This window comes from Siminovitchia sp. FSL W7-1587 (genome assembly GCF_037963795.1).
Lineage (GTDB): Bacteria > Bacillota > Bacilli > Bacillales > Bacillaceae_C > Siminovitchia > Siminovitchia thermophila.
Genome location: NZ_CP150169.1, coordinates 1718114 through 1731495, shown reverse-complemented (window position 1 = coordinate 1731495; position 13382 = coordinate 1718114). Strand labels below are relative to the sequence as shown.

The following is a 13382-nucleotide window of genomic DNA, read 5'->3' as shown; positions in this document are numbered from 1 at the left end:
CTTTCATTAACGGTATGTATTGTCCTTTACTTCGCTAAATAAAGGGGTTTATCGTGAAGCCTTTGAGCTTGGCTGTCAAATTTCCCTTAATGCTTTTATTTATCCAATATGGCAACCAGCTTATATGCCATAATACCAAGCTTTAATTTCATCAGATCTTCCGTCGATTTTATATCAAGCCCGGTTTTGACTTCGATTTGATTGAGCCTGTATCTTAACGTATGACGGTGAATATACAGTTCTGCCGCCGCTTTTTGAATGCTTTGGTTATTTTTAAAATAGCTGTCCAACGTCTCAATCAGATCAATTTCTTTATCCGTTTCACTGAGCAGCCCGCTAATATGGTCTTTATAGATGGATGTTAAATGGATCCCGTTTCTCCTCATTTTCAACAACAGATCATACATTCCCAAATCCTGATAATGGACAATTTGCGCTTCCGTACCGATTAAATCACACAATCTGAACGCATACCGTGCTTCCCGTGCGCTTTTCTCTAATTCATCCACTTGATTGTAGTCTGTTCCAATCCCGATCACCAATTCAACATTTGGAAAATAGTAATGCCAATTTTTCAATATGTCGTCTGCCAAAGAAATACAATATTTATATTTGTCTTCTTTCGTTTCTCCCGTTACATTCGTTAAAAAGATAATCGAATGTAATTTTGACTGGATCAAGTGCTGTTTCTTTTTCTGAACAAGGATTTGTTCGGTTAAATGATATAGCCTGTCTATTAAGTTGTCATCAATGGTTTCAAAATTCTTGAATGCCAAATGAAAAACAGCCTGTTGTAACGAAAGGTCGTAATTCAGCTTCAATCCATGGTCGATCATGTTTCTTTCACTTATATAATTTTGACTAAAAATGTCGTCTAAAAAATTACTTTGAATGCGTAAATGTGTTTCTTCAATCGCTTGCTTTTTCAAAAATTCCATAGCATAAATCGGTGCGGCTTGTTCAATCGCAATATCGTCAAGCTCTTGCCAGCTTTCTTCCAGCTTTATCATGACGATCCAGCCGTAACAGGACTGTTTGGCTATGATGGGGTAAATGGTGAAAATATGCTGTTCAATTGTTTCGTTCACTGTGGCTTCTTTTTCTAAACTGGCTAATAAATGTTTTGATATATTAACCTGTCGGCCATTCAGGGAAATGATGGTTTTGTTGGCAGGGAATTCATCCTTTTGATTGGCATAAATAATGTCGTAAAACTCATTGTATATAAGAATGCTTGCTGCGGTTAATTGAGACAGCCGGAGCGTGACATCGGTCAAACTTTGGTCATTTAAGATAAGGTTCGTTAGTTCCCGGTGGATATTTTCCGATTGCTCGAGCAGGTGCATTTGGTTATTGACGATTTGCTCCAAAATGGCTTTCGTAATTTCGGAAAAGTTTATATCTGTGGGAATTTCAATTAAAGGCAAATCATTTTGATCGGCCAGATCAATAAAACTGGCTGGTATTTCTTTCATATAAAAACTCGTATAGATGGCGATTCCCGACAGTAATTTTGATTTGAGCAAACGATGAAAAGCTTCCATCCGCTCCTCATTTTCCAATAGTCCAAAGCCCGTTGTGATTAAAAATTCTCCGTACTGGAGCCTGCCGATATCTTCCAGCACCTCAACGATGGTGACCCACTTGATATTATTTTCAATCCCCTTATGGCCTGCCACTAACCTTGTCTTTTTCATAACGGGCAGTTGCAGCGCTTTATGAATGCTGATCGCTATTTTAGACAACTCCTACTTTTCATTTTTATACACAAAGTACAATGAAGCCCGATGTTTTTTACATTTTAGTCGAATGGATAGTCCAGATGGCGTTAGCTATAATTTATTATACATATATTATCACTTTTGCGAAGTAAACGTTTTCTAACATGATGAAAATATATGTGAAATTGAACTGAAGATTGAGGTGGAAAACATATGAAACGAACATATTTAATTAAGCCTGTCTTACATGACGAATACCCTTTCATTACGCATGGAAAAGGGATTTATTTATATGATGATCAAGGGAAGCAATATATTGACGGTTCTTCGGGAGCTGTCACCGCCAGCATTGGACATGGTGTACAAGAAGTGATTAACGCTATGGCGGAGCAATCCAAAAAGGTTTCTTTCGTTTACCGTTCGCAATTTACCACGGAAGTGGCGGAACAGTTAGCGAAAAAAATGAGCGATATATCACCAGGAGATTTAAACTGGTCTTTTTTTGTGAACAGCGGCTCTGAAGCGACGGAAACGGCAATGAAAATTGCCATTCAATATTGGCAGGAACAAGGAAGGAACACAAAAAATAAAATTATCTCGAGATGGATGAGCTATCACGGCATTACGATGGGAGCCTTGTCCATGTCTGGCCATATCCAGCGAAGAGAACGTTTTGAGCCTATGCTGGAAAACTATCCATCTGTTTCGGCGCCTTACTATTATCGGGATGCCAATGGCAGAACGATAGAGGAATGTGACGACGATTATGCGGAGGAATTAGAGAAAGAAATATGGCGGGTCGGCAAAGAACATATCGCCGCTTTTATCGCTGAACCGCTGGTCGGTGCTGCGGGCGGTGCTTTGACTCCTTCTGATCAATACTTTCGGAAAATGAAAGCCGTTTGTGATGAATATGACATTTTATTTATAGCCGATGAAGTGATGACAGGTGTAGGCAGAACTGGAAAGATGTTCGGAATGGAACATTTCGGGATCACGGCGGATATTATGGCGACCGGAAAAGGTATGGGGGCGGGATATACGCCGATCGCTGCGGCTGTCGTGAGTGAAAAAGTAATGGAGCCGATTTTAAACGGTTCGAAAAGCATCATGAGCGGCCATACTTTCAGTGCCAACCCGCAGTCTGCGGCAACCGCGCTGGCAGTCTTGCAATATATGGAAAAATATAATGTTGTGGAAAATTCCGCCCGTATGGGTGCTTATTTAAAAAAGCGAATAACTGAATTGGCGCAAACGAGTGAAATCATTGGTGATGTCCGTGGGAAAGGATTATTTGTCGGCATTGAGTTTGTGGAAGACAAGCTAACGAAAAAATCTTTTTCCCGAGAATGTGACCTCGTTAATCGTATCGTAAGGGCCAACTTCGAAGAGGGGCTCCTCGTTTATCCAGCGAACGCTGGTGTAGATGGGATTACCGGTGACGCGATCATTTTATCACCGCCTCTTACCATTAGAAAAGAAGAAGTGGAAGAGTTGGTCACGAGATTTGCGGCGGCGCTTCGGAAGGTAGAAAGGGAACTTCTGGGGGCCTTTGCAAGAAATTAAGCAAGTCCTGATCATTCTAGGAATCGGAAGTAAATTCTGAAAGTGGAGAGTAAGTTGGAAATTGGCGAGTAAAATGGAAAATTCGTTAGTAAATCTGGACGTTGCGAGTAAATCCGAAAATTGGTGAGTATTTCCAAAAAACTGATCGTATTCCCGGAAAGTTGTGAGTGTTTCCAAGAAACTGATGGTATTAACGGAAAAGTGCGAGTATTCCCAGGAAGCTGATCGTATTATGTGAAAATTGTTAGCATTCACAAAAAACTGATAATATTTCCGAGAAGTGGCGAGTATTCCCGACAAAGCAGAATTTACCGGAAGTTGATACAAGGTCCGTGCGCGCGGTAAATGATTCTTTTAAGCCAAATGTGAGCGAATGCATTGTTGAATAAGGATGATTACAAGGTTATCCATATATCTTTTAATAAATAGAGGAGCGTCGATGATGACAAAAGTACAATCGATACAGGAAGCGGTTCAACATATAAAAAGCGGTTCCTCTCTGATGGTTGGCGGCTTTGGGGGAATCGGAAATCCGCCGACTGTAATCAAAGCGATTTTAGAAAGCGGCATTGATGAATTGACTTTAATTTGCAATGATGCCGGGTTTCCGCATATTGGGATCGGCCAGTTGATAACAAAAGGCAGGGCAAAGAAGCTCGTGGCATCACATATCGGGTCTAATCCGAATGCAGGAAAATTGATGCATGAGAAAAAATTAGATGTTGAATTTTCTCCGCAGGGAACGTTAGTGGAACGAATCCGGGCCGGGGGTGTCGGTTTGGGCGGCATTTTAGTCGATATCGGTGTGAATGGACTCGTTGCGGAAGGGAAAGAAAAAGTGGGGGTCAATGGCAGAACATTTTTGATTGAACCGCCGATAACCGCAGATGTGGCAATCGTTTATGCGAAAAAAGCGGATACATTTGGCAATTTAGTTTTTGATAAGAGTGCAAGAAATACAAATCCGCTCATGGCGATGGCTGGAACGGTTACGATTGCGGAAGCGGAAGAAATTGTACCGGTCGGCGGGCTGGATCCGGAGGAAGTCGTTACACCTGGTGCGTTTGTCGATATGGTCGTAAAAAGTGAAGGGGTGAATTGGGCATGGGCATGGGAGTAAGCGTACGCGAGGCGATCGCAAAGCGGGCCGCACAAGAAATCAAAGATGGAATGGTTGTCAATTTGGGCATTGGGATACCTACTCTCGTTGCCAATTATATTCCATCGAATAGTAACGTGATGTTTCATGCTGAAAATGGCGTTCTGGGTACGGGGCCGGCTCCGATAAAAGGTGAGGAAGATCCTAACTTATGTAACGCCGGCGGAATTCCAATTACTATTGTACCGGGTGCATCTTACTTTGATAGTACGATTGCATTCGGTATTATCCGCCGCGGATTGCTGGATATTACGATTTTAGGGGCGTTTGAAGTTAGTGAAAACGGGGATTTGGCGAATTGGATTGTTCCTGGAAAAATTGTGTCCGGTATGGGCGGCGCAGTTGATTTAGCGCAAAAAGCGAAGAAAGTCATTGTATTGATGAATCATACAGATAAACATGGCAATCCAAAAATTGTACCCAAATGTATGCTACCGCTTACTGCAGAACAGTGTGTAGATTTGATTATCACAGATATGGCAGTCATCGAGGTTACGGATCAAGGGCTGCAATTAATAGAAGTTAAGGAACCTTATACAGTGGAAGATGTGATCAATGCTACAGGGGCGGCACTTCATGTTGCCGATTTTGTAAAGTAGCGGAGTTTTCAGATCCATACTTTGTGAAATAGCAATAATTTTTTCAGATCCATACTTTGTAAAGTAGCAGTAATTTTTCAGGTTCATCCTTTGTAAAATAGCGGGAATTTCCCTGATCCCGACTTTGTAAAATAGTGGAGGGATTTCACGATGCAAGATGCAGTGATCGTAGCAGGCGTTAGAACAGCAGCCGGCGCTTTTGGCAAATCGTTAAAAAACGTGGGAGCAGTTGAACTTGGCAGGCAAGTTTTAGAAAAATTAATGGAAAAAACAGCTTTCCCCAAAAGCGGTGTGGAAGAAGTGGTCTTTGGACATGGATACGTACATGGCGGCGGGTTGAATTCAGCTAGAATTGCGTCCCAAAAAGCAGGGTTTTCTGAAGAAACGCCGGCATATATCGTTATAAAAGCATGTGGTTCAAGCTTAAAGGCTATCACAAATACGGCGGCTTCCATTCAAGCCGGGCAAAATGAAGTTATTGTTGCCGGGGGAACGGAAAGTATGAGTAACGTTCCTTATATAGTGAAAAATCGCTGGGGTTCCAAGTTTGGCAACATCATTATGGAAGATGCGCTGATGGCAGACGGCCTTATATGTTCACTTGGACATGAACATATGGGAATTACCGCCGAACGGCTTGCGGAAGAATATCAAATTTCCCGCAAAGAGCAGGATTATTTTGCCTATAACAGTCATCTGAAGGCGGCCAGGGCGATTCAGGAAAATATATTTTCGGATGAAATCGTGCCAGTGGAAATACAAACAAAAAAAGGCATTCAATTTTTCTCAACAGATGAAAGTGTAAGAGAATCCGTTGAATTGGAAAAACTGGCGTCATTAAACCCGGTTTTTCAAAAGGGTGGTCTCGTCACAGCAGGAAATGCTTGCCCCATGAACGACGGGGCGGCAGCACTTTTGATGATGTCCATGGATCGCGCAGAGCAGGAGGGACTGCGGCCGCTCGTTAAAATAAAAGCTTATGCAAGTGCCGGGGTAAACCATTCTGTCATGGGAATCGGCCCTGTTCCTGCAACGAAAAAGGCACTGGAAAAAGCGGGCTTAACGCTTGATGATATCGGTTTAATTGAGTTAAATGAAGCTTTTGCCGCCCAGGCACTTGCTGTTATAAAAGAGTTGGGCTTGGATGAAAGCCGGGTAAATGTGAACGGAGGAGCCATTGCGCTTGGACATCCAGTAGGTGCAACTGGCGCCAAATTAAGCGTCACTCTTATCCATGAAATGATCCGTTCAAAAACGAAATATGGCTTGGTGACCTTGTGCATGGCCGGAGGTATGGGAATTACAGTGATCTATGAAAATATGACTTTATAGTTTAACATTGAGTTATACAGGATTTTTTCTAGGGAGGAAATCATGGAGATGAAACATCGTATCAATCAATGGATCGACGAAAACAGAGAGGCCCATATTAAATTTTTACAAAAATTAGTTCAATTGGCGAGCACGCAGGGGAATGAAAAGGAAGTGCAAGACAATGTGGCCCTTTTTCTGAACAGCCTTGATTCGGATGTCGACGTTTGGGAGTTGGATGGGGACAGATTGAAACAACATCCTTATTTTTATTCAAACCGGGAAACATTTGAAAACAGCCCCAATGTGGTGGGTGTTTTAAAAGGAACGGGCGGCGGGAAATCCATTATTTTAAATGGCCATGTGGATGTTGTCCCTGAAGGGGATCATGAACAATGGGACGACGATCCGTACAGCGGCAAAATTGTCGACGGAAAAATCTATGGTCGCGGTGCCACGGATATGAAGGGCGGCAACGCATCATTGATGATTGCGCTGGATGCGGTTACATCTTTGGATATCCGTTTGAAAGGTGACGTCATTTTTCAGAGTGTCGTGGAGGAGGAAAGCGGCGGCGCGGGAACGTTAGACGCGATTTTGAAAGGCTATAAAGCAGATGCTGCCATTATTCCAGAGCCGACCAACATGAAAATTTTTCCTAAGCAGCAAGGTTCCAAATGGTTTCGCCTGATCATCACGGGGAGAACGGCCCATGGCGGCACAAGATATCATGGCGTTAGCGCGATTGATAAAACATTCATCGTGACGGAACATATAAAGGAATTGGAAAAAGTCAGAAACGACCGTATCACCGATCCGTTGTACAACAATATCCCGATTCCTGTTCCCATTAATATGGGAGTCATAAAAGGCGGGGACTGGCCTTCTTCTGTTCCGGACATTGTGCAATTGGAGGGACGAATTGGCATTGCTCCCCATGAAACGATGGAACAAGTTCAAGCGGAAATGGAGCAATGGATGAAGAAGCTGTCTGAGAAGGATGAATGGTTTCAAGATCATCCCGTGGAAATTGAATGGTTCGGGGCACGGTGGGTGCCGGGAGAGATTGCCACGGATCATCCGCTCATGAATTCTTTGATCAGCAACTTTAAAGCCATAACGAACGAAGACCCTGTGATCGAAGCGGCGCCTTGGGGGACAGACGGCGGCTTGTTATCACAAGTGGGCGATACGCCAACCGTTGTGTTTGGGCCCGGAACGACTGGTCTTGCCCATTATCCAAATGAAGCGATTGACATTGAAAAAATATTTGAAGCTGCTAAGATTATAGCGGCTACGATTGTGGATTGGTGTGAAGTGGATTCATAGAAGTGGCTATTAAGGATATCTTCCCCAGATTGAATCTGGGGTTTTTTACATTTGCTCCGGATTGATAGTCCCGGGTTTTTTCTGTTGGCTCTATTCTAAATGTAAGGGACACACAATTTGCATATAAAAAAACGTTCATGATCTTTCGCTCTCAACCCATGAATGAAAATGGATTCCTGCCCCCATAATGTAGATACCACAAAAAAACACACGTGGACATCCCATTTTTTACGCTTGAATTGACGAGAAACAAGAAAGATTGGAGTTGCGTGCAAATAAATGTCACCATAAAAATCCCTGGCCTGGAAGAATTGTTTACAACCTAAGCAAATAAGCCCTCTGTTTTCTTTAAAATATGAAATCGTTATAAATTTTTCCAGCAAATCTTCTTTCGCTGTATGCTGTGCAATAACGTGCTTTGAAACTCTCTCTTCTCATTTCTATTTTATAAATGACTGTAGTTATGAATATTCTTCCGCCGTAGAAGCGCTTCCGCCCACGTCTGACATTTCGATTGTGTTCATTATTCCAATTATCCGGCATGTAAGGTGCCGTAAGACTCCCACTTCAACATCTTGAGTGAATACAAAAGGTCTAAGTGTGAGAAAACGGCACCTACATGCCCGATTGGTTCAACTAACATTCAGTAGGAGCCCTACTGAATGAAGTTTCACTTTATCCCGCATGTAAGGTGCCGTAAGCCTCCCACATCAAAATCTTGAGTGAATACAAAAGGTCTAAGTGGGAGAAAACGGCACCTAAATGCCCGATTGGTTCAACTAACATTCAGTAGGAGGCCTACTGAATGAAGTTTCACTTTATCCCGCATGTAAGGTGCCATATACACCACTTCAAGACCTGAGTTGAAAGTGGGAGAAAGCGGCACCTCGATTCGTTCAACTAACATTCAGTAAGAGATGGAAGAAAACGCCTACTGAATGAAGTTTCACTTTATATCATCTTTTCTGTCCGCGTATAACCGTCCTCTCCTTCTTCGAACTGTATCCAATGTTTAAGGCTAAATTTGAGGTGTTTTTGTGTAGTGGCTAAAAAGGAGGATGGACTAAACGGTCTCCTTTTAAAAAATAGAACTGAATTGTGAAATTGTGGAAAATAGGATCCAAATTTTTGGCGAAAAGGCGAAAATGTATTGATGAAAAATTTTTGAATTCATTTTTTATATACAGTTGGAAATGATAAAACTATTGATATGAAAGGGTTTTGGGAGAGTTGGAAAAAAACGAAAAAAAATTCCTTTCAATGTAATCGGTCTCATTTTTTTTGTTTTGATATAATGTTCTTTGTATCTTTTTTTAAAGACAAATTGACATCATAGAATTTTTTTAGAAGCAAAGGAGAGGTTTTATTGTCTGAGTCAAATAGTAATGGGAAGTCCGCACTTGTCCGGACGAAATTGACCCTGTTGGAAGGGATTGCATTAATTGTCGGTGCCAATATTGGTGCGGGCATTTTGAGTTTAGCGTACGGTGCGAAAAATGCTGGATGGCCCGTGCTCGTTTTCTGGGTGATTGTGGCGGGTATTCTTACAACAATATCAATGCTTTATGTTGCGGAGACGACGCTTCGGACAAAGAAAAACTTGCAGCTAAGTGGTTTAGCGGAAAAATATGTCGGGAACCTGGGATCTTGGCTGATCTTTTTATCTGTAGCCGTCAACTCGCTTGGAGCATTGATTGCTTATACGGCTGGAAGCGGCCAAATAATGGCTGAAGTTTTCGGTATACCGAATGTATTGGGAAGCTTTCTCTTTTTTATTCCGGCTGTCGGTGTTATTTGGTTGGGGTTAAAAGCTGCGGGGGTTGCGGAAAAAGTAATAACCTTCGGGATGCTTGTGTTAGTTCTTATTTTAATTTTGGCATCGGTCTTTGGCCCGGGATTGAAAGCGGAATATCTTATTTATACCAATCCAAAATTTGCCATCCCTGTTTTCAGTTTGACCGTATTTGCCTTTTTGGCGCAATACATTGTGCCTGAGTTGTCACGCGGCTATGATAAAGAAACGATTAAAAACTTGCCGCGCGCCATTGTCATCGGTATGGCGATCACAGGTATTTTATTGACGCTCGTGCCAATGGCGGCGCTTGGTTTGACAGGTCCTGATAAAGTAACAGAGGTTGTTACGATCGCCTGGGCGGAAATGCTGGGAGACTGGGCATTTTTTACAGCGAACGGCTTTGCTTTAATGGCGATGATGACGTCTTTCTGGGCGTTGGGACAAAGTTATTTTACAAACATTATCGACCGTTTCAAAGTTCCATCGGAAACGAATAAGAAGTATCGTGCCATTGTATTGGCGGTTGTTGCTGTTCCACCGTTCATTTTGGCCTATAGCGGTTTTGTCGGGTTTGTAGATGCCTTGTCTATTGCAGGCGCTTTTGCCGGAATCATCATGGCCATTGTGCCAGTCATGATGTTGAATAAATCCAGGAAAATACAAGAAAAGGAACCGGAGTGGACATGCGGTAAGCTAGCGCATCCTGCTATTCAAACCTTGATCATTGCTTTATATACCGGTGCCGGTATTTATACGCTATTGGGTATTTTTAACGTTCTTCCGAAAGGCTGGTAGGAACGGGATATGAGGTTTATAAGCAAAAATAGAACGATCACTCATTTCTCTGCAAATATGGAGCCGATTACAGACGTCCGTCTTCAGGAGACGATCACCGTTGAAACCCATGATTGTTATGGGGGCCAAATTGACAGTGAAACTGTGCTTCGTCCGGATATTAACTTGGAAACGATGAATCAGGCGACTGGTCCAATCTACGTCAATGGCGTGGAAAAGGGGGACGTGCTTCAAATTGACATCGAGGAAATCGAGCTTGATCCCCGTGGGATAATGGTCACATCCAAAGGTTTGGGCGTTTTGGGTGACCATATTGAGGAGCCGACGACCAAAATCTTGCCGGTAAAAGAAGGGCGAATTTGTTTTAAGGAAGACTTTATTTTTCCCGTGCGGCCCATGATTGGGGTTATCGGAGTGGCTCCAGCCTCCGGAAGTGTCCATTGTGCTTCACCCGGAGATCATGGCGGGAACTTGGATACGAAAGATATTACGATAGGAAGCAAGTTGTATTTTCCGGTTTTCCAAGATGGCGCTTTATTTGCCCTGGGTGATCTTCACGCCTCCATGGGAGATGGAGAATTGGATGGAACCGGTGTTGAAATTGGCGGCAGGACGACATTAACGGTACGAGCGGTAAAAGGCGGGACACTTGAAGCTCCTGTCGTTGAAACCGCGGATTCCTTCATGTTTTTAGCCTCGGCAAAAACGTTGGACGAAGCGATTCGCAAGGGATCGAAACGCGTTGTCGGGCATTTGCAACAAGAGCTGTCGCTCGAATTCCAGGAAGCATACAGGCTTCTGAGCATGCTCTGTGACGTGCGGATCAGCCAGATCGTAAACCCGCTCGTAACAGTGAGGATTGTGGTGCCGAAGGAATTGTTGCCGAGGTTGTTTAAAAAGTAATTGGAACATATGAGCTTGTCCTTACAGGGGACAGGCTCTTTTTTTTGCTGAATATTCAAGGCTTCCATATGAGCAAAACATACTGGATAATGAAGCTTGAAGTATGCACACAAATAGCCAATAATGGATATAAAAACTTGTCAATCCCTATGTACGTGTGGTGGCCGTCTCTTGGTTCCCAAAATCAAACTGCGGTTGGATGGTTTACCAGTTATTTTTGTTAATCGTCTTTTTCCTCATCAATTATTGGAGTGTGGCATATATCGCTATATGGAAACGAAAGAAAAAGCCGGGTTCTCTCTTGAGGATACAAATGACTGCCGCATGATGGCTCGTTTTTTACAATGTCATCATGATCATACTGAGTTGGGCCGGTACTTTTGGCGGCAATGGCTGGATTGCGGCTCCATGGGATCAAATTATTGTAGCTTGATATCTCTTGTCACTTATTATTGGGGAGCGAAAAGCGCGATACCCACCCCTGTATACGAGAGTGATGTTTCCGCCAGATCTGATCTGGCGGCGGGAAATCGGATATCTTGAGGCAGGATTAAAGATGATAGGAATGATGGGAAGGTGACACCAACTATGTATGATGTGATTATCCGCAATGGGATGGTATGTGACGGGACCGGAAATCCTTGGACAAAACTGGATGTGGGCATCCGTTCAGGAAAAATCGTCAGATTGGCTAAACTCGTCTTTGAACAAGCGGAAATAGAAGTTGATGTTTCAGGCTGCATCGTTTCTCCCGGCTTTATCGATCCGCACGTGCATTCCGATTTGTTATGCACCAATCCGGAGATCCATAAAATAAGGGTGCTTCAAGGAATCACAACGGAATTATTTGGGCAAGACGGCATATCTGTTGCTCCTGTATCGAAGCATACAAAGCAAGAATGGCAGAAACAGTTAAAAGGCCTAAACGGAGATATCGGGGACTGGCCGTGGGAAACGATCGAAGAATATCTGTCCTTTTTGGAGACGGCCGATATGATTGGCAACGCGGCTTATTTAATTCCGCACGGCAATATTCGGACGCTTGTGATGGGATTTGAAGGTCGCCAGGCAACAAAAGAAGAGTGCAGGGAAATGCGTGAATGGGTGGAAGCGGGAATGCGTCAGGGCGCTTTTGGAATATCTTCGGGAATCCAATATCCTCCTTGTGCCTATGCAAACTTGGAGGAACTGGTTGAAATATGCAAGGGAGCCGCAAAGTATGATGGCTGCTTTGTTGTTCATATTCGAAATGAAAGCAATTTGTCTTTAGAAGCGCTTGATGAAGTGATAGAGGCTGCGAGAATATCGGGTATTCGCTTGCATATTTCCCACTTTAAAGTTTGCGGGAAAATCAATAGAGATAAGCTCGAAAAGGCTTTGCGCAAATTAGAAGAAGCACGGCAGGAAGGAATCGAAGTGACGTTTGACCAATATCCATATACGGCTGCTTCCACGATGCTTCAGGCTATTATACCTCCTTGGGCGCAAGCGGGCGGTACAAAGGCCATCTTAAACAGGTTAAGGGAACCGCATCTACGTGAAAAAATCAAGGAAGAAATGCTCCATAATGGAGAGTACGATAATCCGGTCAGAAATAATGGATGGGATCATATTGTCATCGCCTCTGTCGTTTTGGATGAAAACAAGAAATTTGAGGGCAAGAGCTTACAAGAAATAGGAGAGATACAGCAGAAGGACCCAGCAGACGCCGCAATGGATTTGCTGATCTCAGAGGAAGCTGCGGCTACGATGATCATTCACTGGGGCGTTGAAGAAGACGTAACGAAAGTGATGAAAAATCCGTTGCAGATGGTCGGATCAGACGGTGTGTTCGGCGGAAAGCCGCATCCGAGACTATATGGGTCATTTGCACGCGTATTGGGCAAGTATGGCCGGGAAGAAAAAATCTTCTCCATTCCGGAAGCTATTCGGAAGATGACCAGTGCGCCTGCCCAATTACTGCGCTTAAAAGATAGAGGGATGATTCGAGAAGGGTACTGGGGTGATCTCGTTGTTTTTGATCCGGCCACAGTGATGGATTGTGCCACATTTGAAAATCCACATCAGTTGCCATCAGGCATTCGTCACGTTTTCGTCAATGGAAAATGGACTGTATCAGATGGAAAATACATGGGAGAAACAGCAGGACGAATCATTCGAAGAGATCATCTGATACCATCAACACATAACCATCATTAGGAGAC

10 protein-coding genes are annotated in these 13382 nt (G+C 43.3%); 9 read left to right on the top strand and 1 reads right to left on the bottom strand.

Features of this window, described 5'->3' with window-relative positions; genetic code table 11:
- Nucleotides 1-95: 95 nt before the first annotated feature.
- Nucleotides 96-1745, bottom strand: coding sequence for a PucR family transcriptional regulator ligand-binding domain-containing protein (locus NST31_RS08065; protein WP_339164924.1), 1650 nt, complete (start codon nucleotides 1743-1745; stop codon nucleotides 96-98).
- A 189-nt stretch (nucleotides 1746-1934) separates the two neighbouring features.
- Between NST31_RS08065 and NST31_RS08060 the strand changes: the two genes are divergently transcribed.
- The 9 genes from NST31_RS08060 (at nucleotide 1935) to NST31_RS08020 (ending at nucleotide 13377) form a co-directional block, all read left to right on the top strand.
- Nucleotides 1935-3287: an aspartate aminotransferase family protein gene (locus tag NST31_RS08060; RefSeq protein ID WP_339164923.1), complete on the top strand. Its 1353-nt coding sequence runs from the start codon at nucleotides 1935-1937 to the stop codon at nucleotides 3285-3287.
- A 442-nt stretch (nucleotides 3288-3729) separates the two neighbouring features.
- The gene (locus NST31_RS08055) at nucleotides 3730-4407 is read left to right on the top strand and encodes a CoA transferase subunit A (RefSeq protein ID WP_339165503.1); all 678 of its coding nucleotides are present in this window, start codon (nucleotides 3730-3732) and stop codon (nucleotides 4405-4407) included.
- Nucleotides 4392-5045, top strand: a complete 654-nt coding sequence (locus tag NST31_RS08050) for a 3-oxoacid CoA-transferase subunit B (RefSeq protein WP_077112992.1) — start codon at nucleotides 4392-4394, stop codon at nucleotides 5043-5045. Before NST31_RS08055 ends, NST31_RS08050 begins: the two co-directional genes overlap by 16 nt.
- Before the next feature lie 150 nt (nucleotides 5046-5195).
- Nucleotides 5196-6377 (top strand): thiolase family protein, encoded by a 1182-nt coding sequence (locus tag NST31_RS08045; RefSeq protein ID WP_339164922.1) that lies wholly within the window; start codon nucleotides 5196-5198, stop codon nucleotides 6375-6377.
- 42 nt (nucleotides 6378-6419) lie between these two features.
- On the top strand, nucleotides 6420-7685 hold the full coding sequence (locus NST31_RS08040) for a peptidase (RefSeq protein WP_339164920.1): 1266 nt from the start codon (nucleotides 6420-6422) through the stop codon (nucleotides 7683-7685).
- A gap of 1366 nt (nucleotides 7686-9051) precedes the next feature.
- Entirely contained in the window at nucleotides 9052-10275 is a 1224-nt protein-coding gene (locus NST31_RS08035; RefSeq protein WP_077111504.1) for an amino acid permease, read from the top strand.
- 9 nt (nucleotides 10276-10284) lie between these two features.
- Complete coding sequence (locus tag NST31_RS08030) at nucleotides 10285-11178, top strand: acetamidase/formamidase family protein (RefSeq protein WP_339164918.1); 894 nt, start codon at nucleotides 10285-10287, stop codon at nucleotides 11176-11178.
- Nucleotides 11179-11349: 171 nt separating this feature from the next.
- Nucleotides 11350-11721 carry a hypothetical protein gene (locus NST31_RS08025; RefSeq protein WP_339164916.1) on the top strand — a complete coding sequence of 124 codons (372 nt, stop codon included), beginning with the start codon at nucleotides 11350-11352 and terminating at the stop codon, nucleotides 11719-11721.
- A gap of 45 nt (nucleotides 11722-11766) precedes the next feature.
- Nucleotides 11767-13377 carry a D-aminoacylase gene (locus tag NST31_RS08020; RefSeq protein ID WP_339164914.1) on the top strand — a complete coding sequence of 537 codons (1611 nt, stop codon included), beginning with the start codon at nucleotides 11767-11769 and terminating at the stop codon, nucleotides 13375-13377.
- The last annotated feature ends 5 nt before the right edge of the window (nucleotides 13378-13382 follow it).